The following is a 24,240-nucleotide window of genomic DNA, read 5'->3' on the forward strand; positions in this document are numbered from 1 at the left end:
CGGGGCTACGCCGACAGGCGGGGCTACGCCGACAGGCGGGGCTACGCCGACAGGCGGGGCTACGCCGACAGGCGGGGCTACGCCGACAGGCGGGGGCAGCATCCGGGCGCCACCAGGGGGTGCCGTTAGGCCGCGGGCAGCAGCCGGGTGATCAGCTCACGCCAGGAGTCGCTCAGGCGCGTAGGCGAAATGCCGCGGACCCGGACGTCGTCCACAATTCGTTCGGGGTCCAGCGCGTAGGTCAGGGACATGGCCATGACCCACGGGTCTGCGATTCCAGCCTCCCGGAGCAGGATTTCCATATGGCGGTGCGAAAGCTTGGTGGCCGGCACATCAAAGCGGTTGCGGGTGGCGGCGCCGGCCGCCTTCAGGAGTTCGCCGTTTTCCAGGACGAAGTAGATCCGCCCCTCGCCAAAAGCAATGAGGCGTTCTTTCGGCGTGGCACCGGGTCCGAGTGGCGGCGGCCCGAACATGAAGCCGCGCTGGAACTCTGACTCGGAGTCGCTGAGCAGGGTCATCATGAGCCCGGCCCTGCTGCCGAACCTGCGGAAGACAGTTCCCTTGCCCACTTGCGCTTTGCAGGCGAGCGCGTCCATGGTCAGTGCCTCAGCGCCGAATTCGGCCACAAGATCCCGGGCAGCAACGAGGAGGCGCTCGCGATTCCTCGCTGCGTCACTGCGCTCATGGGGCGCGCCTAGGGGCACGTCCGGCCTCATGGGGATCGAGCTCACAGAAATATTCTAGACCCCGGGAATAGAAAGCGGACCATAGTCCGTTTAGTATCGATGAAGGCCACAAAGCCAAGACATCGAACGGCCGGCACTACTACCGGCCAGACACAAGGAGACACCATGTCCAAGAGCACCGTTCTTACCCTCGTCGGCAGCCTTCGCGCCGATTCCCACAACAAGAAGCTCGCCGAGGCCATCCAGCTGAACGCTCCGGAGAACGTTGACGTCCAGATCCACGGTTCACTGGGCACCATCCCGTTCTACAACGAGGACATCGACGTCGAAGGCCAGGTCCCCGCCGAAGCCGCCGCCCTCCGCGCCGCAGCAGCCGATGCCGACACCATCCTCTTGGTCACCCCCGAGCACAACGGCACCATGCCTGCATCGCTGAAGAACGCCATCGACTGGCTGTCCCGCCCGTTCGGCGCCGGCGCCCTCTCCGGCAAGCCGACCGCCGTCGTCGGTACCGCCTTTGGCCAGTTCGGTGGCGTGTGGGCCCAGGACGAGGCCCGCAAGGCTGCCGGCATTGCCGGCGCCAAGGTCCTCGAAGACGTCAAGCTGGCCGTTCCGGGTTCCATGATCCGCTTCGCTGAACTGCACCCGAAGGACGACGCCGAGGTCGTAGAGCAGATCAAGGCCATCTTTGAGCCGCTGACCGCCGTCCAGGACGAAGAAGCAGCAGCCTAGCCATTTCGCCGTCCATGCCCCCGTTCCGCTTTCCGCGGGGCGGGGGCATTCGCGTATCCGGCACCTTCCTAATCGCTTGACGGTCCCGGCGTGATCAACTCTTGTCCGAACCGTCACCCTAGCGGGATGTTGTCCGGGGCCAACCCGTCCTAACGTTGGAGATACAGGTGGACGGACAGGAGCGCGGGGCTGTCATGCATGCCGGACGGGGAATCAAGGGCACGACGACGATCGCAGCTGCCTGCCTCGTCTTCGGATTGGGGCTGGTTGGCTGCACTGCCGGTCCTGGTGGCACCGGCAGTCCCACCGGAACCGAAGCCGGAAGCGCGGCTCCTTTGCCGACCGTTTTCGTCAGCCCACCGGCCGCTTCGTCGCTTTCAACGTCTGCCGCCCCGACACCTTCCGCCCAAGGCACTCCGTCCATCGCCGACCCCTCGCCCACTTCCACGCCGGCCTCCGCTTCTTCTTACCCGGCACCCATAGTCTCTGCACCCAGTGCCGCGCCCTCCGCCAGCCCGGCTCCCTCCGAGGCGGTCCCCACGCAGGCGCGCACCGCCGTCGCGCCTTCCCCCGAACCGGGGACCAGCGCTCCGGAGCCTTCCGAAACCGGCACGGTGGTGACAGTGGATACCTCCGGTCCCGCGGTCTACTACGTGGCAATCGACGACGGCGGCTCGCGCGGCGTGCGGTTCGGCTGCAACGACAGCCTGGTTCCTGTCCGCGGCGTGGCCGGGCCCGGGGACCCCTTGAGCGTCGCCCTCGGACGGCTCTTGGAAGCCGGCATCCCTGTGGACAGCAATGCCGCCCTTTACGACGCACTGGCTGACTCTTCGCTGCGCTATCTCTCGGGCTACATGAGCGGTTCCACGGTGATAGTGAACCTTAGCGGATCTCTGCGGCCCGGAGGCGTATGCGACATCCCGCGCATCCAGGCTCAACTGACCCAGACAATCGTCGCGGCAAGCGGTGCGTCGCGCGCTGAAATCTACGTCAATGGCAGGACCCTGACGGAGGCCCTGAGCGTAAGGTGAGCTCTCGATTGCCATTCCGTTGCCGGCTTGTTGTTGAGTGCTGTGGCACATTTCCGGCCCGGTATGACGTTGCCGGCCGGAACGTCACGGCACCTTGGCAGACTGACTCGGAGAAAACGATGGGGAACAACGTGGGAGAACGCTGCATGACAAGTCCGGATCTGCACGAGTGGCCACCTGCCGCCAAGGGCTACCGCCGCTCCGAGATATCAGTCGTGATCGCGGGAGTCGGGGAATCCGGTGGCGGAGCAGACGGCGTTTTTTGGGAACGCATCACGGAGCAGGTACTTCGGTGGGGAGTGAAGACTTCGAGCGGCTTCTCCGTGGACTCGTCCGGGCCGGTCTCCGTTGGTGACCGCTTGGTGGTGACCGCACATTTCCTCGGTTTCCGAGTGCTGGAACCCGTGGAGGTGGTTGCGGTGGTGGAAGAACCGGACCGGGTTGGCTTCGCGTACCGGACCCTCCCGGGGCATCCCGTGTCCGGCGAAGAGGCGTTCATTGTGCAGCGGGTGGGGGACCAGGTGAGTCTGACGATCCGATCACTGACCGGGCCGGCGTCCCAGCAGCCGTGGAGGCTGTTCTACCCGGCTCTCCTGATGCTGCAGAAGGTGGTCCGGCGACGGTATCTCAGAGCACTGTACTGACCGGCGGCGCGCCCGGCGCCGCGAGCCCGTCACGCTGTTACGGTCATTCATATATTCCGGTCATGCCGCCCGGTCAGCGCCTCCCTCTCATGCCGAACTGCTCACGCTGTCGCGATGGCCAGCACCCGCCGCAAGGCCCACGCCACCCGCAACAGGGCCAGCACGGAGGCGAAGGCCAGTACGAAAACCACTGCTTCAGGAATCCACAGCCCCGTAGGTCCGCCTCCTTCGAGTACCATCGTGACCAGCGCAGCGACCACCAGCAGGCCCAACCCCGGGATGGCAAACAGGAATACTTCACCGATCTGCCGCCGATGCGTTGCCGAGAGTCTCTCAAGCGGGAGCTCGCGTTGACCCGGCGCGGCCTTCTTGCCCAGCACGTTGATGAGCATGGAAACGCTGGTGAGGGTCAGACCGGCCGTTGCTCCTGCCAAGGTGGCGAGAGTCTGGAAGAGAGCGCGGCGGGTCCCGGCGTCGGCCCCTTCAAGCATCAAGGTTTGATGTGCCAGCAGCGCGATCCCCAGCCAGATCAGGACGGCGAGCGCTGCCCACAGATAATCGGCAGTGGGATGGAGAAGGAACCAGCGCCAGACAGTCCGCCGCCGCCCGGGGCGTTCAATATCAACCTCGTACAAGCTCATGGCCCGCACCGCCTGCTGTGGCTTCCTCAGAGGCTATGGCCGCAGCGAGGGCTTCCCGTACGGCGGCCATTCCGCCGGCGACAATGTCCGGCACCAGGCCGCTGTCAGGAGAGCCTTTGACGTCCGGGAGGGTCCTGGCGAAGAATGCCTCGTTGTCCCTGGCCTGCTTGTTGAGGATGGCAACGGCCTCGGCCACCGACTTTTGGGGATCGTTGAAAACATCCGGGTCAACCTCGATGTGCGAGATGAAACGCTCCTTGAGCAGATCGACCACTTCCCTGTCCCCCGTCAGGGAATCCTTGCCCTCGGCCACCACGTAGTCAAAGTGCTCCACGGAACCGGCCCTGCGGAAGAGGTCGATGAGGTGTTGGATGCGGTCCCTGATCCGCTGCTTGTCCTCGGCATTTCCTGCCCGCCCAACACTGAGCGAAATGCGGAACGTGCCCTCATTCATCAGGCGCGAGGCACTGTCCAGGACGTCGGCCCACTCGCCCTCCATCAGCTTTCCCGTGAGACGTTCAGCGGGAAGGGCGAATTCGAAACGGCTCACTTCGAGCCTGGCAAGAATTTCCTCGATGTCTTCCCTCACCACAGGTACCAGGACAGGCTCGAGCCCCAGCATTCCACCGAGGTAATCCCCCATCCGGGACGCCCGGGGACCGTTGCCGCTGGTGAGCACGGCAACGACGTTCCTCTTCAGGAACGCGAAGTATGTGGTTTCCAGAAGGTGGTCACCAGGAGCCAACGGGAGCGGTTTACGCCGGCCAAGGGCGTCGCCGACACTTGGCAGGTTGGTGTCCCGGACCCGGTCCAGCAACACCACGGGAAAGGGCGAGGACGCCACGGCCTGCGCCAGCAAGACAGCTCCATCCACGCTGGTGAAATGCCGGTCAATCCCGGAGTCCTGGGCCTTCTTCAGGACCTCCGCGACGCGGCGCGCAGGAAATGGACGGTTCAGCCCTTCACCGTTCAGCTGCTCGATGCGCCAGAACTGCACACTGCGTCGTGCCATCCGTACTCCCCTGCCGTGGTGGCTTTTGTTTCTGATCCCAAGCTACCGGCGGGGTCCGACATTTTGAGGCGGGCGCCGCCGTCGCATGGTTCACCCGCCGTAACGAGGCCCTTCCTCGAAGAGTGCGTCCATCTCGTCGTGGCTGAACGTGCCTGCCAGCCCTGCCCAGTTGCCGTCCCCCAGAATCTCAGTCGCCACCCGGGCGACCTTGGCGTATGCGGCTTTGGCGGTGTTGCCGCCGATGCTGACGCGACGCACTCCGGCGTCGTGCAGTTCCAACGGCGACGGCGCACCGACTCCCGCCAGCGCATTCAGCGGAGCCGGTATCCGGCCTGACAGTTCATGGAGGACATGGAGATCCACGACGCCGGGCACGAAGACGCCGTCGGCACCGGCGGCGACATAGGAGTCCGCACGACGCAGCGTCTCCTCATAAGCTGAGTCCCCGAATCGTCCCGACAGGAACGTATCGGTGCGGGCATTGATAAACAGCGGAATCCCGCGGTCGTCGGCAGCGGCCCGGATGAGGGCGATCCTGCGTGACTGTTCGGCGGTGTCGGTAAGTGGTTCCTCGCCGGAGTCCTCGATATTGATGCCTACGGCGCCTTCATCAAGGACGGCGTGGACGGTGGCCCTCAGTTCGTCGTCGGTGCGCCCGTAGCCGGTTTCTATGTCTGCGGTGACGGGCAGCGTTGTAGCGCCCACGACGCGGCCAAGCGCAGCCATGGCCAGACCCCACGGAACGTGGTCGCCGTCCCGGAACCCCAGGCTCCAGGAGACCGCGGAGCTCGACGTGGCGATCGCCGTCGCTCCTGCTTCCTGCACCACACGTGCGGACGCCGCGTCCCAAACGTTGACGAGCACCAGCGGCGTGGGCCCGGCGTCGTGGAGTTTGTGGAACTGTTCGGCCTTGGTCACGGATGCCTGATGCGCTGTCATAGCTACATTCCAGCCGTTCCGGATGGATGCGTAAAGCGCGGAGAGCCACACTCGAAGAATTTGGGAAACAGATGTTGCCTCTTTAGCAACATCGAGGAGTATCCTGTCACTGTGACCCACGAAACATTGGATGCCGGCGCAACGCTGCCCGCTGAAGCCATCGACGCCATTGAGCGTGCCGCCACGGCCGCCCACCCGCACGAGGAACTCTTCTCCGCGCGGGCCGCCAATATCAAACAGTCCGCCGTGCGGGATGTCTTCGACATCTCCATGCGCCCGGGGCTCGTCTCCCTTGCCGGAGGCAACCCGTATCTGCAGTCGCTGCCCCTGGAGAAGCTGGGACAGACCGCCGCCAGGATCATCGCCGAGGAAGGCATGACCGCCCTGCAATACGGCGGAGGCCAAGGTACCGAGGAACTCCGCCGGCAGATCTGCGATGTCATGGCAGCCGAGGGCATTACCGACGCCCTGCCGGAAAACGTCGTCATCACCGCAGGCTCGCAGTCGGCGCAGGACGTAGCCACCAAGGTCTTCTGCAACCCCGGTGATGTGGTCTTGGTGGAAAACCCCACCTACGTCGGCGCGCTGAACACGTTCGAGGCGTACCAGGTTGAGGTGGAGCCGATCGACATGGACGACGACGGCCTGGTGCCGGAGCTTCTTGAGGCCAGGATCGCGGCGCTCCAGTCCGAGGGCAAGAACATCAAGTTCCTCTACACCATTCCCAACTTCAACAACCCCTCCGGCATCACGTTGGCAGCGGAGCGCCGGCAACGGATCGTAAATATATGCCGCAAGGCGAATATTATTGTCCTGGAAGACAACCCCTACGGACTCCTTCGCTTCGACGGGCATCCCATAGCGCCGATGCGTGCCGCGAACCCGGACGACGTCATCTATTTCGGCTCGTTCTCCAAGATCTTCGCTCCCGGACTCCGGATTGGCTGGGCGCTTGTTCCTGCCCACCTCCAGCGCCGCTTCTACCTCGCGTCCGAGGCAGTGACGCTCTGCCCACCGCCACTGAACCAAATGCTGGTCTCGGCATACCTCCGGGAATACGACTGGCAAGGCCAGATCGACACTTACCGCACGCTCTACGCTGAGCGCTGCCAGGCCTTGCTCTCGGCACTTGAGGAGTACATGCCGGCAGGCCTGACCTGGACGCGGCCGGACGGCGGCTTCTTCGTGTGGGTCACGCTGCCCGACGGCGTGGATACCTATCCCCTGCTGGGCAAAGCGATCGACGCCGGAGTCGTCTTCATTCCCGGAGCAGCCTTCTCACCCGCGGACAGCCCCTCCAACAAGCTGCGCCTGGCGTTCAGCGCGGTACCGCCGGATACCATTACCGAAGGCGTCCGCCGCCTGGCACCAGTTTTGGCAGAAGCCATCACAGCCATCAATGAAGGAGCAACACAATGACCGGAGTTGTGATTGTCGGAGTAGACGGCAGCGAGACGGCAATGAGGGCAGCCCAAGCCGCCCGGCAGTTGGCCATTGGCCTCGGAGCCAGCCTGCGCGTTGTCAGTGCATTCGACAGCAACCGCACAGAGGTGGTGGAGATCGGCACCGACAAGTGGATCGTGTCCGACGCCGCCGAAGCAGAAACCGTGGCACGCACCGTGGCAGAACGCCTGGCGCAGGAAGGCCTCGAGATCACCTACTCTGCGGCGCGCGGAAAGCCTGGTGAAGCACTGGTGAAGGAAGCCGAAATGCAGGACGCCAGCTTGATCGTGGTGGGTAACCGGCGCATGCAGGGCCTGGGACGCGTCCTTGGCAGCGTAGCCAACACAGTGGCGCACACGGCCCCCTGCGACGTCTACATCGCCAAGACCGACCAGCCGTAAAGCGAGCTGAATCACGCCGCCGGGTGGGGAGCCTCACCCGGCATTTGGCGTCTTTTGGGCCGGGCTCCTGAAGTCATCGTTATAAAATCGAAATGCCCCCAATGGCGCGTGCCACCTCCACTTACTGACTTCAGGGGATCATTTTCTTGCTTACTTTGCAGCCGCGCCAGCGCGTGGGACACGACATCCTTCTTGCCCGCCACGGCAACAACATCAGCACCATGCGTTTTGACCGCAGCAACGACCGCGTCATCGCGATGCTCGACGACGGCTCCTGGGACAGCGCGCCCAACATGATCACCCCAGGCCTGGACATGCCCGAGACTTTCGGCAGCGTGTTCCGCAAGGACTGGCGCTTCCTGTCCGTGGCGTGCGTGGCCATGGTAACCATCGCCGCCGTCGCCATGGGCATCAGCGTGGAGATGGCAAACAACATGTCCACCACCGAACTCCAGGCTCTTCTGGTCAGCTACCCGGCGTTCTAGGCGCCGAAACTGCGCGGCTGTGCCGCTGTGCCGCTGTGCCGCTGTGCCGCTGTGCCGCTACAGCATCCACTCGCGCAGCAGCCACCACAATCCGGCGATCACCACTCCGCCGAACAGCGAGCCCACAATGACCTGGCCCAGGGTGTGAGCGCGCAGGACCAACCGCGACCAGCCCACTGCCGGGACCAGAAGCAACACCGGCCACCAGGCAGCTCCGAACATGGCCACCACAATGACAGCCGCCGCGGCCAGGGCAGAGGCGTGGCCGCTCATCTTCCAAAAGGCACTCACCACGGCCAAGATGGCGATGCCTCCGATGAGCGCAATGATCATCACCGAGACGCTGGCAGGGCCGTTCAACAGCTCCAATACGCCCAGCCCGGCCACCACTGAGACCAGGGCCATCAGCAGCAACGCCGGGCGCTGGCGTCGGTCGCTGACATGGTGGTCTGTGATCCTGCCCAGTTTGACCATCACCAGCACGTAGGCCAGCGGCAAGACGCAGACGAACACTGCGGCCAGGAGTCCGAACCACATGGTTCCAGGAAACCCGGGTTCGATTGCGGGGCTGATCAACAGCAGCACCATCACCACAACCGGCGGCTGGAATACTTCCGTCAGAACCCGGGCAAACGTGCGCCAGTGGCCCGTTACAAGCTGCGGGGGAACATGGCCGGCATCGGCAACCGCCAGCCCAGCCCCGGCCGGTGCAGCCGCGGAAGCACCGTCCGGTCCGGCCATCGAAGCGCCACCCGAGTTAGGGGCGCCTGCCGCGCGGGAGGCACCTTCCGGGTGGGAATCCGTCCCGGGACCCGGGGTTGTTTGCCGGTCAGTCAAGCAACAGCGCCGGTTCTTCAAGAATGGCCGCTACGTCAGCCATGAAGCGGGCCGACAAGTCGCCGTCAACCACCCGGTGGTCGAAGGATCCGCCAAGGGTGGTGATCCAGCGTGGAATGACTTCACCGTCCAAAACCCATGGCTTCTGTTTGATGGTTCCGAACGCAATGATTGCGACCTCACCCGGATTGATGATGGGGGTTCCGGTGTCGATGCCAAGTGCACCAATGTTGGTGACAGTCAGGCTTCCGCCCTGCATCTCCGCCGGCTGGGTCTTGCCTGCACGTGCTTTAGTGGCCAGATCGTTCAGGGCCAAGGCCAATTCCTTGAGGGACAGGTCCTGGGCGTCCTTGATGTTGGGGACCATGAGGCCCCGGGGAGTCGCAGCTGCGATGCCCAGGTTCATGTAGTGCTTGACCTGGATCTCAGCGTTTCCGTTTCCGTCTGCGTTCTCCACCCATGTGGCGTTGACGCTGGGGTTTCGGGCCGCCGCCCAGATCACGGCCTTGGCCAGGATCAGCAACGGCGAGACCTTGATTCCTTCAAAGTCCCGGGAGACTTTGAGCCGCTTGACGAACTCCATCGTGCGGCTGGCATCGACGTCCACAAAGATGCTGACGTGCGGCGCGGAGAATGCCGACTCCACCATTGCCTTGGCGGTGGCCTTCCGAACCCCCTTGACTGGAAGGCGCTCGATGCGCTGGTCCTGCGGTTTCTTGGAGGCGCCCCAGAATGAGTCGGCCTGATCGTGCTCGGCATCGCGCTGCGCCTGGTAGCTCACAAGGTCCTCGCGTGTGACCTCGCCCCGCTGGCCCGTGGCCACGACGTCCGCGAGGTCGATGCCCAGATCGCGGGCAAACTTCCGAACAGGGGGCTTGGCCAAAACCTTGTTGACCAAGCCGCTGATGGTGCCGCTGATGGCCGCACCCCGGGAAGCCGCAATCGGCGTACCCGCGGCGTTGCTTGCTGGGGCAGGAGCCGAAGCAGCCGGCACCTGGGTGCTTGCCACCTGGGCAGCCGGAGGCTGGCTGCCGGGTGCAGCAGCGGCGCGCACCGGCGTCGTGCGGTGGGAAACGGGCACTTCGTCCGCTTTGGCTTCCACTACCGCTTGGTGGTTTTGGACCGTGCCCTCGGCGTTTTCGGCGACCGTGGCCGCTTCGACCGAACCGGCCGGACGCTTCCGGGCGCGGCGCTTGACGGCGTCGGCCTTCGGACCCGAACCTACAAGCGGACCGCCGGCAGGACGGTTGTCATCATGGTCCTCGTCGACGCTCAGTTTGCCGTACAACGGCATCTCGACGGCGGTAGCCGCCGGAGCCGCTTCGGCCACCGCACCCCCGGAACTGCCTGAAGCCGCAGGTCCTTCCGCACCTTCGGCACCTTCGGACACAGCGATGATCGCCGTGCCGACCTCCACAGTGATGCCCTCTTCCACCAGCAACTCAGTCACTGTGCCGGCGAAGGGAGATGGCAGTTCCACCAGGGATTTGGCCGTTTCGATCTCACACAGGACATCGTTGATTGCTACGACGTCGCCCGGTTTGACCTTCCAAGCCACTACCTCGGCCTCGGTCAGGCCTTCGCCGACGTCCGGCAGGTTGAATTTCTTTACAGTCACAGTGGTCCTCGATTTCCGGTTACCAGGCAACGAAGCCGGGCAGGATCAGGGCGGTTGAGTGGGCCAGCAAGCGCTAGTAGGACAGCGAGCGGTCGAGTGCTTCCAGGATCTTGTCGATGTCCGGCAAGTAGTCCTCTTCCACCTTGGCAACGGGATACGGCATGTGGAACCCGCCAACGCGGATCACGGGGGCCTCGAGGTGAAGGAACGCCCGTTCACTGATACGAGCCGCGATCTCGCCTCCGATGCCGCCGAACGTGGGTGCCTCGTGGGCGACGATCAGGCGCCCTGTCTTCTTGACCGAGGCTTCCACGGTGTCGAAATCCAGGGGCGAGATGGAGCGGAGGTCGATGACCTCAATGCTCCGGCCGTCCTCCGTAGCAGCGTTGGCTGCGGCCAGGGCTACGGGAACCAGCGGTCCGTAGGCCACGATGGTGGCATCCGTGCCCTCGCGGACTACATGTGCCTTGAAGGGATCCTCGGACAGGCCGGCATTCTGGACATCCACTTCACCCTTGAGCCAGTAGCGGCGCTTGGGCTCGAAGAAGATGACCGGGTCCTGGCACTCAATGGCTTTCTGGATCATCCAATAGGCATCGTGGGCATTGGACGGGGAAATGATGCGCAATCCCGCGGTGTGGGCGAACAGTGCTTCCGGCGACTCGGAGTGGTGCTCGATCGAGCCGATACCGCCACCGTAGGGAATGCGGATGACCACCGGAACGGTGAGTTTGCCGAGGCTGCGGGCATGGATCTTGGCCAGCTGGGTGGTGATCTGGTTGAAAGCCGGGTAGACAAAGCCATCAAACTGGATCTCGCATACGGGAGAGTACCCACGCAGGGCCAAGCCGATTGCGGTGCCCACAATGCCCGATTCCGCCAAAGGCGTGTCCAGGACACGCTCTTCACCAAACTCCTTGATGAGTCCGTCGGTAACCCGGTAGACACCACCAAGATGCCCGATGTCCTCGCCCATGAGCAGTGACTTGGGATTGTTGGTCAGCGATGCGCGGAGACCTTCGTTGATGGCCTTCGCAATGGTCATGGTTGCCATCAGTGAGCTGTCTCCTCGTCACTTTCGAAGCCGGCCGAGTATTCCTCGAACCAGGCCAGTTCCTCCGCAATCAGCGGGTGTTGTTCGGCATAAACACTGGCGAAGGCATCCCTGATGTCGGGAACCTCAAGGCCATGCGTGGTGCTGCGGACGTACTTGGCCAGCTCATCGCCGTCGGCCTTGACCTGGTCAAAGAATGCCTCGTCCGCCAGCCCCTCGGCGCGCAGGTATTTCTCCAAGCGGTCCAGCGGATCCTTCTCGCGCCAGGCAGCTTCCTCGGCGGATTCGCGGTACTTGGTGGGGTCGTCAGCAGTGGTGTGCGCGCCAACCCGGTAGGTGTAGGCCTCGATCAGGACAGGACCACGGCCCTCACGGGCGTGCTCCAGAGCCCACTCGGTGACGGCATGGACGGCGATGACGTCGTTGCCATCAACCCGGATTCCCGGGAACCCGTAGCCCTTGGCACGGTTGGCCAGCGGAACCTTGGTTTGGACTTCGGTGGGTACCGAAATGGCCCAGTGGTTGTTTTGGCAGAAGAACACCACAGGTGCGTCGTAGGAAGCAGCGAAGACCATGGACTCATGGACGTCGCCTTCCGAGCTGGCACCGTCTCCGAAGTATGCGATGACGGCGGCCTTGGGATCCGTGGAATCGGTGGCCGCTGCCAGCTTTTGGTCCCTCTGGATGCCCATGGCATAGCCAACTGCGTGGAGCGTTTGGGCCGCCAGGACCAGCGTGTACAAATGGAAGTTGTTCTCGCGGGGATCCCAGCCACCGTTGGAGACACCCCGGAACTGCTTGAGGAGCTCAGCGAGGTCTACGTTGCGGACAAGTGCAACGCCATGTTCACGGTAGGTGGGGAAGATATAGTCCTGGGCCTGGCTGGCGTGCCCCGAACCGATCTGGGCCGCCTCCTGGCCGGTCAACGGCACCCACAGGGCGAGCTCACCCTGACGCTGCAAGGCGGTGGCTTCCTGGTCGAAACGACGGATTCTGGCCATGTCCGTGTAAAAGACGCGCAGCTTCTCCGGGTCGATGCGCTTGGCATAGTCCGAGAAGACAGGATCCGAGCCCAGTTTTCCGTCAGGGCCCAGCAACTGAACCATTTCCACCAGTTCCCCTGGCGCGGCTGCTGCCGCGGAGGTTGCCGCGAGAGTTTCTTCCGTCCCGGGGGGCAGTTGTGTCGAGCCCATTCCGTCTCCTTGCTTACCGCGGCGGGGCGCCGGGCAGTGTCTGTCGCTGGGATATATGCCCGTTCCGGAATGTATTCCGGAACGGGCATATTATTGGCTTTCGTCCCTTACTTTATCGGCAGTAAGTTGGGTTGGCGCATTTGTTAACCGCTAGGAACGCAGCGGTGCCTTTGTATAAGTTGCACAGAGTTCCAAGAACCTTGTGTTGGCTTCCACCTCGCCGATGCTTACCCTGACGCCCTCATTGGCAAAGGCCCTGACTGAGAGCGCGCGTTCCGCCGCCAAGGCCGCAAACTCGCCGCTGTGCTGTCCGAGGTTTAGCCAAATGAAGTTTCCCTGCGCCTCTGGAACGAACCATCCAAGCTCCCGAAGGCCAGCCGTCACGCGGTCTCTTTCGTCCACCAGGCTTTGTACCCTTTCCACAACCTGATCAAAATTCTCGATGGAGGTTACGGCGGCGCGTTCAGCGATCTGGGAAACGGCGAAGGGGGTGGCGGTAACCCTGAGGTGCTGGGTGAGCAACGGACCCGAGACGCTGTATCCGACCCTCAGTCCGGCCAACCCATGGGCCTTGGAGAAGGTCCTCAGCACCACGACATTGGGATACGTGCGGTAAAGCTTGATCCCGTCCACTGCAGCAGCGTCCCGGACAAATTCCTGGTAAGCCTCGTCGATGACCACCACCACGTTGGGGGGAACCGACTGGATGAAGCGCTCAGTTTCCTCCGCAGTGAGAATCGGCCCTGTGGGGTTGTTTGGAGTGCAGAGGAGGATTACCTTGGTGCGCACCGTGACTGCCGCGGCCATGGTCTCCAAGTCATGGCGCCCGTCGGCCAGCAACGGGATCTGGACGCTGGCGGCCCCTGCAAGGCCGACGCAGATGGGATATGCCTCGAACGAACGCCACGCGTAGATGACCTCGTCCTGTTTGCCGTCGTCATTCTGTCCGGCAAAGGTTGCGAGGATCTGGTTCAAAGCCCCAAGGCTGCCTGCTCCGGTGACGACGTCGTCAGCGGGGACATCAAGGAAGCCGGCCAAAGCCGTCCTCAGCTTGGTGGCGAGGGGATCGGGGTAGCGGTTGATATCGGACTGGTCGGCAATTGCCTGCAACACTGCAGGAATAGGCGGCAGCGGGTTCTCATTGGACGACAATTTGTAGCTGGTGAGGCCCTCGATCGCAGCGGGGGGTTTGCCAGCCGCATACTTAGGAAGCCTGTCCACGACCGGGCGAGGGAGTACGCCCTCCGGTGCGTTGTCAGTAGTAGTCATGGCTTCAAGCCTACTTGCCTGCGCATGCCTGCCGCTGGGCTGATTATCAGGTGCGTGTGTAACCATGGGCCCATGGGTTCATTCATCATTCGCGTCCTCATTAACGGCCTTGCCCTGTGGGTGGCCACCTGGCTGCTGCAAGGCATGGACATCACTACCAGCGCCACCGAAAAGGCCGCCACCAATGCAGGACTGACCCAGGGCGCAGACACGGCCGGAATCATCCTGGCGTATCTGTTTATCGGCCTGATCTTCGGTGTTGTGAACGCAGTGGTGCGTCCCTTGGTCCGGCTGTTGTCCCTTCCAGTCACCATCCTGACGCTTGGCCTGTTCACTATCGTGATTAATGCAGCCATGCTGTACCTCACCGCCTGGCTGAGCTCATTCACGCCCGTACACCTCACCCTCGACTCGTTCTTCTGGACGGCCATCCTGGCATCGCTCATTATCAGCATCATCTCAATGGTGGCCGGCCTGATCCCTGGAACCCGGAAGAGGTAGGAGCAGCGGCCCCTACCGCGTTCCAGCATCGCGCTTGGTTTCCCGGACACTTGGAGCTTCCACGGCCGGCGGAGAAGGCGGCGATGGCGCCCGCTCCAGTTTGAACCGGGAAATTGTGGCTACCCCACCGGCACCAACCACACCTGTGAAGACAGCCGTGGAAGCAACGAGTGACTCGTCATGGCTTGCGGCAACGAGTTCTGCCCCTTCGGCGTAGTTCTCCTGATCGTGGCCCGGGCCCAGGCCGGGATCCTGACCGTCGGGTGTCCTGACCTCGTTTGTCAGCGATACCGTCACCCTGTCTTTCGTGTCACTGTTCACGCGGCCGTCCGTTCCGGGGACCCAGTCCTGAACATGTTCCAAGTGGAGTGAACTGATACCCGGTTCCGGGGTAATTCCACCAACAGGGGCTCCGGCCGTCAGCACGTATTTGAGGTCGAATTCGCTGAGGAACGCCTTGTTCCGGCTGAGGTTCATGGCATGGACGCCTCCTTGGCTGTGCCCTACCGCCACCACACTGTCTCCGGCTTCCGCTCCGGCCGCATGAAGTGCCTCGCCAACCGCCTGGACGACTTCTTCGGAGTCGTAGGCAACAGCGTCACCGATGCCAGGGACGTCGAGGGGGTTGGTGTTGGGCGAGTTCGGTTGGGTGCCGGGTATCAGCACCATCCAGGAGGAGGCACCGTTTTGTTCGAACTCAATAACCTCGATCTCACCGCTGTTGCGGGCGTGCAGGGCCTCGAGACGCCTCAGGCTTTCCGCCATGGAGGGATCCACATATTCAGTGGATTGCTCCATTCCCCCGATACTGACGTTCCGGGGTTGAAGCGCTCCAAGGAGCGGCGACTCCAAAATGCCGTGAAGAATGTCCCTTGTTTCCGCCCACGGTGGAACCAGGACTCCCCTGAGGAAGTTATGCGTCATGTCACGGCCGGGAAGCAACCCAACCCCGGAGAGCCGCAGCTGATCGAAACCCAGCTTCTGCGGGAGCCCGTTGCGCGCCTCCACCAGCTGGTAGTCACGATGGCTGGCGCGGACACCCGCGCTGACCTCCACCAGATCCTGCCGCACCCTGGCAACGCCCTTGCCGCTCTCTGCAACGGAGTTGAAGGCATTGCAGCCGGTTTCGTAGGAGTCGTAGAGAAACGACTCGAGCTCGTCCTGGACGCGGCGGGTTTCGTCCTCGATTCCCTGAAGCTGCTCAACCACGTCATCCAGTTGCGCGACGCCCCGTAGAAGCTCTTCCAACTGAAATGACATTCCTCCCACGCCGCCGCGTATCGTGAGAATTCCGTCCGCCGCCGGCGGCAGTGGCCGGGGCGCTCCGCCGGCTCCCACGGGAGCTGCATCGGCCATTACTGCCCCTTCCCTGCGGAAACTGAAACGCTCTGGGAATGGCGCAGGATCAAGGCAGCAGCAGCATCCAGGGACTGACGGGCACGCATCAACGCAGAGGCGTGCAGGGCGACTGTGGTCCGGTAGGCCCGACCTGCGGGAGACTGCCAATCGTCCAATTGGATTCTGCGCAAGGACGCGAGAACGGCGTCTGTTTGGTCCACGCACGTTTTGATACGCCAGGCGAGCCGTTGGACGTCGTGGCTTCGGGAAGCGCACTCCAGGGGGTCGAAAGTGGGCGGGTTGGCTGCAGGCATCAAGCCGACGCTCATGTCCGTTTACTCCGTTGGTTGTTCTGCTGATCGGTAGGTCCGACGCTACGGAGCCGTAGACCTCCAAGGAAGCGTCGTTGTTGCGTATGTGGATAACGCAGGACCATGTCCACATAGCCGCCGTCATCGACTCGGGCCCTATGCCGGAACATGAAAGAATAGGCACCATGGCTGAATCCCCTCGCGTGTCCCTCGCTTCCGAACCTCTCGCCCTTGGCGCCCTCGACGGGCGTTACCGTGCCGCCGTCGCACCCCTCGTTGACTACTTGTCCGAGGCTGCCCTCAACCGCGATCGCGTACACGTCGAAGTGGAGTGGCTCATCCACCTGACCAGCCAGTCCGTGCTGCCCGGCGCCGGCCCACTGTCCGAGGAACAAATCGCCCAGCTGCGGGCCATCGTCACCGATTTCGACGCCGCATCGGTCAATGAGCTCGCCGAGATCGAAGCCGTCACTGTCCACGACGTCAAGGCAGTGGAGTACTACATCGGCCGTCGCCTGCCGGCCATTGGGATCGAGAACCTGACGGCCATGGTCCACTTCGGCTGCACGTCCGAGGACATCAACAACCTCTCCTATGCCGTGGGCATCAAGGGCGCCGTGGAAGACGTATGGCTTCCCAACGCTGCCGCCCTCGTCAAGCAGATCGAGGCCATGGCGGAGGAGAACCGCGCTGTCCCCATGCTGTCCCGCACGCACGGCCAGCCCGCCACACCCACCACGCTGGGCAAGGAACTGGCCGTCATTGCGCACCGCCTGAACCGCCAGCTGGCGCGCATCGCCAAGACCGAATACCTCGGCAAGATCAACGGCGCCACGGGCACTTACGCAGCACACGTAGCGTCCGTCCCTAGTGCTGACTGGGAAGCCGTAGCCAAGACATTTGTAGAAGGCCTTGGGCTCACGTGGAACCCGCTCACCACACAGATCGAAAGCCACGACTGGCAAGCGGAACTCTACGCGGACATCGCCCGCTTCAACCGCATCCTGCACAACGTCTGCACTGACATCTGGAGCTACATCTCCATCGGCTACTTCCGCCAGATCCCGGTTGCCGGTGCCACGGGTTCCTCCACCATGCCGCACAAGGTCAACCCGATCCGCTTCGAAAACGCGGAAGCCAACCTGGAGATCTCCAACGGCCTCCTGGACACTCTGGGCGCCACCCTGGTTACTTCCCGCTGGCAGCGCGACCTCACGGACTCCTCGTCCCAGCGGAACATCGGCGTCGCCTTCGGCCACTCTTTGCTGGCCATCTCCAACGTAGCCAAGGGCCTCAAAGCCCTGGACGTCGCCGAGGAAGTCCTTGCCGGCGACCTCGACACCAACTGGGAAGTCCTGGGTGAAGCCATCCAGATGGTGATGCGCGCAGAAGCCATTGCCGGCGTCGAAGGCATGGAAAACCCTTACGAACGGCTGAAGGACCTCACCCGCGGTCAGCGCGTGGATGGAGCCCGTATGCAGGAATTCGTTCAGGGGCTCGGCCTGTCCGCCGACGCCGAAGCACGCCTGCTCGCGTTGACCCCTGGCAAGTACACGGGCATCGCCGACAAGTTGGTGGACCACCTGCGGTAACACTCAGCTGAAGTAAGGACCACCTGGAGTAAGAGCCAGCTGCACTCCGGACCACCTGCAGTAATACCCACCTGCAGTCACGCCCTTGTGCAGTCAGGACCACCTGCAGTAACAGCTACTGCAGTAAGAACCACCGCAGCCAGGACCACCTGCAGCAGGATCAAATGCTCGACGACGGCGGGCCGGGGCTGGGTGCCTCGGCCCGCCGTCGGCGTTTAAGCTGGATGGGACATCACGGACGCGAGGGCAGCGAAACACGGGCACGAGTGATCGCCCACGCCCGGCGGTTGGACAGCATCCCAACGACGTAAGGAGTGGAGCGGCCATGAAGCTCCTGTTGATCAGGCACGGACAAACACCGGGCAACGTGGCAGGCCAACTCGACACCGCCTACCCAGGCCCGGGGCTGACGGAACTAGGTGAGCGCCAGGCATCGGCTCTCCCGGACGCTTTGGCTGATGAAGCCATTGAAGCTCTTTACACCTCAACGTTGCTGCGTACCCAGCGGACTGCCGCTCCTTTGGCGAAGGCTACGGCCTTGGATCCGGTGATTCTGGATGGGGTCCACGAAATCGAGGCGGGTGCGCTGGAAAAGAAGACCGACCACGAGTCACATCTCCGGTACATGAGCACCGTGTTTGCCTGGACTGATGGCGACTTGGACGTTCGGATGCCTGGGGCCTTCAACGGCCACGACTTCTTTGCCCGGTTCGATGCCTCGGTTGAACAGGTAGTGGCGGCAGGACACCGGACGGCCGCGATTGTCAGCCACGGCGCAGCCATCCGGTGTTGGGCAGGCCGTCGGGCAACCGACATCGACACCGTGTTCGCCGAGACCCATCAGCTGCCCAACACCGGAATTGTGGCCCTGGAAGGCGACCCCGCGAACGGCTGGAAGGTCCTGCACTGGGACCAGGTTCCTGTGGGCGGCATGGCCCTGGCAGACCAAACCGCAGAAGACCCCACGGGCGAGGCACTTCAGCCCTGAACCCCGGAGAAACGTTAAACCGGGACTTAGCCGGGCCGCTCTGCACCCCAACTCCGGAGCAAAGCCCCGCGACGCCGGGTTCACTTACGGTCTTGCGAGGACGAGGACGAGGACGCGGAGGCTGCGGGGAGGCCCCGGGAACGTATAGGAGCCTCCGCAACGCTGGTCGCGCCCGCTAATTCTCCCGACGCTTACGCGCAGGAAACACCGCGGTAACCACAGCTCACTAGGCTTGAGAGGCATACACACCTCCTGGGAAACGCGGCGAAACGAGGCACGATGCAGACCAATCCACGGCTCAACATCCGGCAGGTCACCTGGGCCAACCCCGTGGGCTCTGACCTCCGTGCCGCACAGCAGGCCGAACTGGATGCACGGTTCGGCAGCACGGATCATGAGCCCGGACCGTCTCCCTCGGAAGCGGACACTGCTGTGTTCGTGGTGGCCTATGAGAAATGCTCCGGACAACCGCTGGGTTGCGGTGGCCTGAGGATGCTCGATGAGAAGACAGCAGAAATCAAAAGGCTCTACGTGGTCCCTTATGCCCGTGGTTCAGGAGTGGCGAGCTCCATTTTGGCGGCCTTGGAAGCCCAGGCGCATTCCCACGGTTTCAGCGTCATCGCGGCGGAGGCAGGTTCCGCACAGTCGGATGGCCGGAGCTTCTACGAGAGTTCCGGTTTCGCCCTGGTTCCTAATTTTGGCCCCTACATCGGCGTGGAGGAATCGTATTGCTACTCGAAGCGGATCGATTCACACAGCGCGTCGCACACCGCCATGGCTTGATAGCGCATGATCTCTTCCCTGAAACATTTAGCGCGGGCCGCCACAGTTCGATAATCTCGGATTATGGAAAAAGCAGACATCACCTTTCGCACCCGTAAATGGGTGCGGCCCGAGGACCTTAACGCCAACGGCACACTCTTCGGTGGCAGCCTGCTGAAGTGGATCGATGAAGAGGCCGCGATCTACGCCATCCTCCAACTGGGCAACGGCCGCGCCGTGACCAAGTACATTTCCGAGATCAACTTTGTCAGCTCCGCGGTTCAGGGCGACCTGGTGGAGATGGGCCTGACGGCGAAACGCTTCGGGCGCACGTCCTTGACCATGCGCGCCGAGGTCCGCAACATGATCACCCGCGAGGCCATCCTGACCATCGAGGAGATTGTCTTCGTCAACCTCGGGGCCGACGGACGTCCGCAACCACACGGTTACACGGAAATCACGTACGACCGGGACCGGATCCCCACGCATCACCTGACTGAAACGCTCGACGAAGACTGAACCAGCCGGCGTCGTGCGCTTTATCCGGACGCTACTGCAAGTACCGGAAGACGGTCCAGGTACGGGATTTCAGGCGGCAGCCTGAGGCATGCCGGGCGCTGAACGTGGCCTTGCGCGGGTGCCGGCGGCCGCGTAAAGCGGCCGCCGGCTTGTATTTCCGGTGACGGGAGTGATGCCACCGGAATCTGTGGGGTGCCGATCCGAAAACCGGCACCGGTGGGACGTCAGCGCCGGTCGAACGTCAGCCCGCCGGGGACTTGGAATGTGGGCATCAGCTCAAGCATGCCCACGTTGACGTGGCGGGGCGTTTCAATGGCGTAGTCCAGGGCGTTCACGATGTCGTCGGTAGTGAGGGATTCGTAGCCCTCGTAGTAGGTCTTCCAGGCTTCTTCCATGGCCTCGGGCGTTCCACCCAGGTTGCGACCAAAAATTTCGGTCTCCACGCGTCCGGGGCAGATCTCAGTGACACGGATGCGCTTGCCCACGGTGTCATTGCGGAGCTGGCGGGAGATCTGGTGCACGGCGGCTTTGGTGGCGTGATAGACGGTGTGGCCGTAGAAGTTGTACACGCCGGCGATGGAGCTGATGTTGATGACGTGCCCGAGGTCGCGCTCCACCATGCCCGGCAGGACCAGACGGGTGAGCTGCAGCAGGCCGCGGAGGTTCACGTCCACCAGCTCGTCAATGTCCTCTTCGGACGAGTCCAGGATGTTGCCCGGCCGGGAAACCCCGGCGCAGTTGACCAGGACGTCCACCTTGAGGTCATTCACGACGGCGGCCAGCGCGGCGGTGTCGGTCAGGTCCACCACGTGCGGGACTGCTCCGGTGCGGTCAGCCAGCTCGGCAAGGCGTTCCTCGTTGCGGGCCACGGCGTGAACGGTCAGTCCGCGCTTGGCAAGCCGCTCGGCAATGGCTGCGCCCATACCAGTTGATGCTCCGGTGACGAGGGCGGTGGTGTAGTCAGAAAAAGACATTGGGTTCTCCAAAAGGTGGGGAATCGGTGGGGCAGAGTGCGCCAGGCTTGGAAGCCCGGCGCACTTGCCGGAGGTTGGTGGAGGCTAGGCGTCGCGCAGTGGTTCGTGGGCGCGGTCCTTGACCGTGCTGACCGCGATGAGGGTGCCAAGCGCCGTGATCACTGCGTAGAAGGCGGGCATGTAGATGTTTCCGGTGCTGCCGATCAGCCAGGTCATGAGCAGCGGGGCGGTGCCACCAAACAGCGCGGAGGAGATGTTGTAGCCGAGGCCGTAAGCGGAGTAGCGGACGCGGGTGGGGAAGAGTTCGACGATCAGGATGTGGATAACTGCTGTGTGACCGGCGAAGACAATCGCCATGATGCAAGCGCCCAGGATTGCCAGGCCCATCTGGCCCGTGGCAATGAGTGCGTAGGACGGGATGCCCAGCACAGCCATGGCGATCGCAGAGCCGGCAATGACCTTCTTGCGGCCAACACGGTCGGACAGTGCACCCATGAACGGGATGGCGATGCAGATGACCACCAGGCTGCATGCCGTGACCAGGAGGGCTTCACCGATGGTGAAGTTCAGCTGCTTGCCCTTGAGGAACGTGGGCATGTAGGAGAACAGGACGTAGTAGCCCGAGCCGTTCATCAGCGGGATGAAGAGGGCCAGCAGCATGGCCCGGCGGTGCTCCTTGGACTGGAAGGCTTCCTTGAGCGGGTTCTTGGAGAGGCCGCCCTCTTCCTTGAGCTTTTCGAAGTTGGGGGTATCGCTGATGGCCTTGCGGATGTACCAGCCGATGATGCCCATGGGAATGGCGACCAGGAACGGGATGCGCCAGGCAAACGCGCCGAAGCCGCCGCCGTCGATCGCTGCCTGCGTGAGCCAGGGCGACATGGAGAAGGCAACCAAAGTACCGGTCAGCAGAGCTGCGAAGGAGGCGATCTGGGCGTAGGAGGTAATGATGCCGCGCTTACCTTCGGGAGCATGCTCAGCGAGGAACGTCATGGCGCCGGCAGCCTCACCGCCAACGGAGAAGCCCTGGAGGAGGCGGAGGAGGACAAGGAGGATGGGAGCTGCGATGCCGATGGCCGCGTAGGGAGGCAGCAGTCCGATACCGGCAGTGGCCACACTGATCAGGAGGATGACAAAGACGAGGAGCTTTTGCCTGCCGATCCTGTCGCCGAGGTAGCCACAAACCACCGCGCCGAGCGGCCGCACGAAGAACGAGACCGCATAACCGGCGAACACGAAGAGCAGGGCGTTGTCCGGGTTGCCCGGCGCCAGGAAGACGAGCGCCAGCGTTCCCGCCATGAAGGCGAAAATGCCGTTGTCGTACAGTTCCACGAAGATGCCAACACAACCTGCGGTGACAACCTTGCGGGTTTGGCGGCTCGTAAGCCGCTCATGCTGCACTGGCGCAGCGTTGGTGCTTGCGGTCATGACTTTTCCTTACTGGGATGAGCGTAGCAACGCCTACTGGTGTGACGACAGGGTTTTAGCTGCATGCCGCAACCGGTAGGTCCTGCCACTGGGGACGGCATCCGATGCCGAGGAGTCCGAAGACGGTGTTGACGGATTCGCGGAGTGTTTCAAGCTGGGCCCGCGAGCGCCTATGGGCGGCAGTAGCTTCTGCCACTGTGGTTTTCCGAAAACGGACTTTGTCCCCTGGCCGCGCTTGGGCCAGGACATCCAGTCCGGCGCTGGTGACTACTGCAAGAACGGGATACCCGGCGGTGACGCCGCGTCCCCTGTGGAGAACCAGCAGTTCTTCCCTGGAGGGAACCTCAACGGCGCCCACTGGCACGCCGCGGGAAAGGACTTCGCCGTTTGAGGTTCTTTCCGGAAGTTCTCCGCCGAGCCGCAGGCCGATGTGGTTGCTGCGGCCGCTCACGGTGTACTCCGAGGTGAAGAGCAGGTCACCGGACGTGCCAAACCCGGCAACGTCCGGCCCGTCGGTCACATCGACCAACAGGTTCGAGTCCATGCTGGGGCGTTCAAGGCCCAGCCGGAAAAGCGGGAGGTCGAAGTAGGGCTGGCGGACGGGGCCGACGCTCTTCCTGGTGAGGAGCGAGGTGCCCTCTTTGAGCTGAAGTCCGAAGCCCACTACGGTGTCCGGTGCAACGCTGCCAAGCAGTGTTTCTGCCTCGATGGAGCCATGGACGGCGATGTAGGCGCGAAGGCCCCGGTGGATTCCCCGGAGGGAGACTGTTTCTCCGGCACGCACCGAGACCGGTTCCCATTGGGTGGCCGGCCGGCCACCAACGGTAACTGTTAGCGGGGCACCGGTGACGGCGATGAGGATGTCGGTGGTGGCCTTCATCCGGAAGTCCAGGGCCGTGACCTCCACCAGGGGATCGTTGTCCAGGTTTCCTGCCAGGATGTTGGCCGCACGGGCCGAGTACTGGTCCAAAGCACCGTTGACGGGAAGGCCGAAGCGGGGGCCGCGGGTCCGGCCAAGGTCTGTGACCACCGAGTTTCCTGGCTGCTGGATCAGGATGCCGCCGGTCATGGCTGCGCTCCCAAATCCACAGGACCCGACGCCGCAGGACTCAACTCCGCGCGATCCAGTTCCAGCGGCTCGAGTTCGGCACCGGCGTACAAGCCGAAGTCCTCAGTGCTGATCCGGCGGAACCGCAGGATGTCACCTGGCTTGTACGGGACCAGTGGTTCGCGGCGGATGTTCAGGAGGGACAAGGGGGTTTGGCCGATGACGCACCAACCGCCCGGGGCGGTGGCCGGAGCGATGACTGCCTGGCGACCGGCAACTGCCACCGCACCTGCCGGGACACTGAGCCGGGGATCCTTGAGGCGGGGCACCGGCTTGGGGAAGGCGGGGCCGTCCATCATGGGGGATCCAGCGGGCGCACCCAGGCAACGAACGGTGTAGGTCTTTTCGGTGTGGAGGCGAATGACCTCCTCCACGGAAATCCCCTGGTGCTCAGCGACGCGCTCCAGATCGGGCCCGTATTCGCCGCCGTAGGCAACAGGAATATCGAACTCACGTGGTGCTGCGGCGGATTCACCGGCGTGGGCGAGTTCCAACAGCCCGAGCTTCACAAAAGCGCGTACTTGGCGTGCCGAGACAAGGACGGGGTCGAACTCCACCAGCACGGAATCGTACGTGGGAACCGCACCGTGGAGACCTTCTGCACCACAGTTTTCCAGCCAGTCGGCCAGACCGTGGACGGTGAGCCAATTGCTTTCGCTGACCTCGGAGATTGCTACCACCCGGAGTGCGGAGTCACCGGATTCGTAGACCTCGGTGGGAACGGTTGGGCGCACCAT

At 63.3% G+C, this 24,240-nt stretch carries 26 protein-coding genes; 11 read left to right on the top strand and 15 right to left on the bottom strand.

What is annotated here, in order from left to right:
* Positions 1-125: 125 nt before the first annotated feature.
* Positions 126-731, bottom strand: coding sequence for a TetR/AcrR family transcriptional regulator (locus BLQ01_RS17800; protein WP_175493479.1), 606 nt, complete (start codon positions 729-731; stop codon positions 126-128).
* A gap of 120 nt (positions 732-851) precedes the next feature.
* Between BLQ01_RS17800 and BLQ01_RS17805 the strand changes: the two genes are divergently transcribed.
* The 3 genes from BLQ01_RS17805 (at position 852) to BLQ01_RS17815 (ending at position 3,093) form a co-directional block, all read left to right on the top strand.
* Positions 852-1,418: an NAD(P)H-dependent oxidoreductase gene (locus tag BLQ01_RS17805; RefSeq protein WP_026543022.1), complete on the top strand. Its 567-nt coding sequence runs from the start codon at positions 852-854 to the stop codon at positions 1,416-1,418.
* Between the two features lie 167 nt (positions 1,419-1,585).
* On the top strand, positions 1,586-2,449 hold the full coding sequence (locus tag BLQ01_RS17810; protein WP_254779531.1) for a hypothetical protein: 864 nt from the start codon (positions 1,586-1,588) through the stop codon (positions 2,447-2,449).
* 146 nt (positions 2,450-2,595) lie between these two features.
* Entirely contained in the window at positions 2,596-3,093 is a 498-nt protein-coding gene (locus tag BLQ01_RS17815) for a DUF1990 family protein (RefSeq protein ID WP_091553416.1), read from the top strand.
* Between the two features lie 101 nt (positions 3,094-3,194).
* Here the strand turns inward: BLQ01_RS17815 and BLQ01_RS17820 are convergent, their stop codons facing one another.
* The 3 genes from BLQ01_RS17820 to BLQ01_RS17830 all read right to left on the bottom strand — a co-directional run bounded on the left by BLQ01_RS17820 (position 3,195) and on the right by BLQ01_RS17830 (position 5,685).
* Entirely contained in the window at positions 3,195-3,734 is a 540-nt protein-coding gene (locus tag BLQ01_RS17820) for a hypothetical protein (RefSeq protein ID WP_091553256.1), read from the bottom strand.
* Positions 3,715-4,746 (bottom strand): hypothetical protein, encoded by a 1,032-nt coding sequence (locus BLQ01_RS17825; protein WP_091553259.1) that lies wholly within the window; start codon positions 4,744-4,746, stop codon positions 3,715-3,717. Before BLQ01_RS17825 ends, BLQ01_RS17820 begins: the two co-directional genes overlap by 20 nt.
* Positions 4,747-4,836: 90 nt before the next feature.
* On the bottom strand, positions 4,837-5,685 hold the full coding sequence (locus tag BLQ01_RS17830) for an isocitrate lyase/PEP mutase family protein (protein WP_091553260.1): 849 nt from the start codon (positions 5,683-5,685) through the stop codon (positions 4,837-4,839).
* Positions 5,686-5,796: 111 nt separating this feature from the next.
* Between BLQ01_RS17830 and BLQ01_RS17835 the strand changes: the two genes are divergently transcribed.
* The 3 genes from BLQ01_RS17835 to BLQ01_RS17845 all read left to right on the top strand — a co-directional run bounded on the left by BLQ01_RS17835 (position 5,797) and on the right by BLQ01_RS17845 (position 8,014).
* Complete coding sequence (locus BLQ01_RS17835; RefSeq protein WP_091553263.1) at positions 5,797-7,104, top strand: aminotransferase-like domain-containing protein; 1,308 nt, start codon at positions 5,797-5,799, stop codon at positions 7,102-7,104.
* The gene (locus tag BLQ01_RS17840) at positions 7,101-7,529 is read left to right on the top strand and encodes a universal stress protein (RefSeq protein WP_026543028.1); all 429 of its coding nucleotides are present in this window, start codon (positions 7,101-7,103) and stop codon (positions 7,527-7,529) included. Before BLQ01_RS17835 ends, BLQ01_RS17840 begins: the two co-directional genes overlap by 4 nt.
* A 173-nt stretch (positions 7,530-7,702) precedes the next feature.
* Positions 7,703-8,014, top strand: coding sequence for a hypothetical protein (locus BLQ01_RS17845; protein ID WP_035761329.1), 312 nt, complete (start codon positions 7,703-7,705; stop codon positions 8,012-8,014).
* A 57-nt stretch (positions 8,015-8,071) separates the two neighbouring features.
* Here BLQ01_RS17845 and BLQ01_RS17850 read toward each other — a convergent pair whose 3' ends face one another.
* The 5 genes from BLQ01_RS17850 to BLQ01_RS17870 all read right to left on the bottom strand — a co-directional run bounded on the left by BLQ01_RS17850 (position 8,072) and on the right by BLQ01_RS17870 (position 13,985).
* Positions 8,072-8,755 carry a phosphatase PAP2 family protein gene (locus BLQ01_RS17850; protein WP_175493486.1) on the bottom strand — a complete coding sequence of 228 codons (684 nt, stop codon included), beginning with the start codon at positions 8,753-8,755 and terminating at the stop codon, positions 8,072-8,074.
* A gap of 88 nt (positions 8,756-8,843) precedes the next feature.
* Positions 8,844-10,469: a dihydrolipoamide acetyltransferase family protein gene (locus BLQ01_RS17855; protein WP_091553265.1), complete on the bottom strand. Its 1,626-nt coding sequence runs from the start codon at positions 10,467-10,469 to the stop codon at positions 8,844-8,846.
* 73 nt (positions 10,470-10,542) lie between these two features.
* Positions 10,543-11,523, bottom strand: coding sequence for an alpha-ketoacid dehydrogenase subunit beta (locus BLQ01_RS17860; RefSeq protein WP_026548502.1), 981 nt, complete (start codon positions 11,521-11,523; stop codon positions 10,543-10,545).
* On the bottom strand, positions 11,523-12,716 hold the full coding sequence (gene pdhA / locus BLQ01_RS17865; protein WP_091553267.1) for a pyruvate dehydrogenase (acetyl-transferring) E1 component subunit alpha: 1,194 nt from the start codon (positions 12,714-12,716) through the stop codon (positions 11,523-11,525). Before pdhA ends, BLQ01_RS17860 begins: the two co-directional genes overlap by 1 nt.
* A 150-nt stretch (positions 12,717-12,866) precedes the next feature.
* Positions 12,867-13,985: a histidinol-phosphate transaminase gene (locus BLQ01_RS17870; RefSeq protein ID WP_175493480.1), complete on the bottom strand. Its 1,119-nt coding sequence runs from the start codon at positions 13,983-13,985 to the stop codon at positions 12,867-12,869.
* 72 nt (positions 13,986-14,057) lie between these two features.
* On the opposite strand from BLQ01_RS17870, the gene BLQ01_RS17875 reads away from it, so the two are divergent.
* On the top strand, positions 14,058-14,486 hold the full coding sequence (locus BLQ01_RS17875) for a phage holin family protein (protein WP_026543035.1): 429 nt from the start codon (positions 14,058-14,060) through the stop codon (positions 14,484-14,486).
* A 12-nt stretch (positions 14,487-14,498) separates the two neighbouring features.
* On the opposite strand, the gene BLQ01_RS17880 is transcribed toward BLQ01_RS17875, so the two are convergent.
* The gene (locus BLQ01_RS17880) at positions 14,499-15,842 is read right to left on the bottom strand and encodes a hypothetical protein (protein WP_254779519.1); all 1,344 of its coding nucleotides are present in this window, start codon (positions 15,840-15,842) and stop codon (positions 14,499-14,501) included.
* A complete protein-coding gene (locus tag BLQ01_RS22715) occupies positions 15,842-16,153 on the bottom strand; it encodes a hypothetical protein (RefSeq protein ID WP_026543037.1) in 312 nt (103 codons plus the stop codon). The genes BLQ01_RS17880 and BLQ01_RS22715 overlap by 1 nt, the downstream gene beginning before the upstream one ends.
* Positions 16,154-16,320: 167 nt before the next feature.
* Between BLQ01_RS22715 and purB the strand changes: the two genes are divergently transcribed.
* The 4 genes from purB (at position 16,321) to BLQ01_RS17905 (ending at position 19,996) form a co-directional block, all read left to right on the top strand.
* Positions 16,321-17,727 (top strand): adenylosuccinate lyase, encoded by a 1,407-nt coding sequence (purB, locus tag BLQ01_RS17890; protein WP_091553420.1) that lies wholly within the window; start codon positions 16,321-16,323, stop codon positions 17,725-17,727.
* Between the two features lie 325 nt (positions 17,728-18,052).
* A complete protein-coding gene (locus BLQ01_RS17895) occupies positions 18,053-18,715 on the top strand; it encodes a histidine phosphatase family protein (protein WP_026548505.1) in 663 nt (220 codons plus the stop codon).
* Positions 18,716-18,994: 279 nt separating this feature from the next.
* Positions 18,995-19,498 (top strand): GNAT family N-acetyltransferase, encoded by a 504-nt coding sequence (locus tag BLQ01_RS17900; RefSeq protein WP_035761242.1) that lies wholly within the window; start codon positions 18,995-18,997, stop codon positions 19,496-19,498.
* Between the two features lie 63 nt (positions 19,499-19,561).
* A complete protein-coding gene (locus BLQ01_RS17905; RefSeq protein ID WP_017198826.1) occupies positions 19,562-19,996 on the top strand; it encodes an acyl-CoA thioesterase in 435 nt (144 codons plus the stop codon).
* Positions 19,997-20,220: 224 nt separating this feature from the next.
* On the opposite strand, the gene BLQ01_RS17910 is transcribed toward BLQ01_RS17905, so the two are convergent.
* From BLQ01_RS17910 to BLQ01_RS17925, 4 genes are all read right to left on the bottom strand, one after another.
* Positions 20,221-20,970, bottom strand: coding sequence for an SDR family oxidoreductase (locus BLQ01_RS17910; protein ID WP_091553272.1), 750 nt, complete (start codon positions 20,968-20,970; stop codon positions 20,221-20,223).
* A gap of 84 nt (positions 20,971-21,054) precedes the next feature.
* Positions 21,055-22,395 (bottom strand): MFS transporter, encoded by a 1,341-nt coding sequence (locus BLQ01_RS17915; protein WP_026543042.1) that lies wholly within the window; start codon positions 22,393-22,395, stop codon positions 21,055-21,057.
* Positions 22,396-22,450: 55 nt separating this feature from the next.
* Positions 22,451-23,464, bottom strand: a complete 1,014-nt coding sequence (locus BLQ01_RS17920) for a 5-oxoprolinase subunit C family protein (protein ID WP_091553275.1) — start codon at positions 23,462-23,464, stop codon at positions 22,451-22,453.
* Positions 23,461-24,240, bottom strand: a complete 780-nt coding sequence (locus BLQ01_RS17925; protein WP_091553276.1) for a 5-oxoprolinase subunit B family protein — start codon at positions 24,238-24,240, stop codon at positions 23,461-23,463. Before BLQ01_RS17925 ends, BLQ01_RS17920 begins: the two co-directional genes overlap by 4 nt.

Source organism: Arthrobacter sp. UNCCL28, assembly GCF_900102805.1.
GTDB classification, from domain to species: Bacteria; Actinomycetota; Actinomycetes; order Actinomycetales; family Micrococcaceae; genus Arthrobacter; species Arthrobacter nicotinovorans_A.

Bases quoted from the DNA above. Each gene is read 5' to 3' on its own strand.
- BLQ01_RS17815 (WP_091553416.1), top strand. From the start codon at position 2,596: ATGACAAGTCCGGATCTGCACGAGTGGCCACCTGCCGCCAAGGGCTAC.
- BLQ01_RS17900 (WP_035761242.1), top strand. From the start codon at position 18,995: ATGCAGACCAATCCACGGCTCAACATCCGGCAGGTCACCTGGGCCAAC.
- BLQ01_RS22715 (WP_026543037.1), bottom strand. From the start codon at position 16,153: ATGAGCGTCGGCTTGATGCCTGCAGCCAACCCGCCCACTTTCGACCCC.
- BLQ01_RS17850 (WP_175493486.1), bottom strand. From the start codon at position 8,755: ATGGCCGGACCGGACGGTGCTTCCGCGGCTGCACCGGCCGGGGCTGGG.
- BLQ01_RS17920 (WP_091553275.1), bottom strand. From the start codon at position 23,464: ATGACCGGCGGCATCCTGATCCAGCAGCCAGGAAACTCGGTGGTCACA.
- BLQ01_RS17925 (WP_091553276.1), bottom strand. From the start codon at position 24,240: ATGGTGCGCCCAACCGTTCCCACCGAGGTCTACGAATCCGGTGACTCC.
- BLQ01_RS17840 (WP_026543028.1), top strand. From the start codon at position 7,101: ATGACCGGAGTTGTGATTGTCGGAGTAGACGGCAGCGAGACGGCAATG.
- BLQ01_RS17860 (WP_026548502.1), bottom strand. From the start codon at position 11,523: ATGGCAACCATGACCATTGCGAAGGCCATCAACGAAGGTCTCCGCGCA.
- BLQ01_RS17820 (WP_091553256.1), bottom strand. From the start codon at position 3,734: ATGAGCTTGTACGAGGTTGATATTGAACGCCCCGGGCGGCGGCGGACT.
- BLQ01_RS17830 (WP_091553260.1), bottom strand. From the start codon at position 5,685: ATGACAGCGCATCAGGCATCCGTGACCAAGGCCGAACAGTTCCACAAA.
- BLQ01_RS17910 (WP_091553272.1), bottom strand. From the start codon at position 20,970: ATGTCTTTTTCTGACTACACCACCGCCCTCGTCACCGGAGCATCAACT.
- BLQ01_RS17870 (WP_175493480.1), bottom strand. From the start codon at position 13,985: ATGACTACTACTGACAACGCACCGGAGGGCGTACTCCCTCGCCCGGTC.
- BLQ01_RS17805 (WP_026543022.1), top strand. From the start codon at position 852: ATGTCCAAGAGCACCGTTCTTACCCTCGTCGGCAGCCTTCGCGCCGAT.
- BLQ01_RS17905 (WP_017198826.1), top strand. From the start codon at position 19,562: ATGGAAAAAGCAGACATCACCTTTCGCACCCGTAAATGGGTGCGGCCC.
- pdhA (WP_091553267.1), bottom strand. From the start codon at position 12,716: ATGGGCTCGACACAACTGCCCCCCGGGACGGAAGAAACTCTCGCGGCA.
- BLQ01_RS17915 (WP_026543042.1), bottom strand. From the start codon at position 22,395: ATGACCGCAAGCACCAACGCTGCGCCAGTGCAGCATGAGCGGCTTACG.
- BLQ01_RS17880 (WP_254779519.1), bottom strand. From the start codon at position 15,842: ATGGCCGATGCAGCTCCCGTGGGAGCCGGCGGAGCGCCCCGGCCACTG.
- BLQ01_RS17895 (WP_026548505.1), top strand. From the start codon at position 18,053: ATGAAGCTCCTGTTGATCAGGCACGGACAAACACCGGGCAACGTGGCA.
- BLQ01_RS17825 (WP_091553259.1), bottom strand. From the start codon at position 4,746: ATGGCACGACGCAGTGTGCAGTTCTGGCGCATCGAGCAGCTGAACGGT.
- purB (WP_091553420.1), top strand. From the start codon at position 16,321: ATGGCTGAATCCCCTCGCGTGTCCCTCGCTTCCGAACCTCTCGCCCTT.
- BLQ01_RS17875 (WP_026543035.1), top strand. From the start codon at position 14,058: ATGGGTTCATTCATCATTCGCGTCCTCATTAACGGCCTTGCCCTGTGG.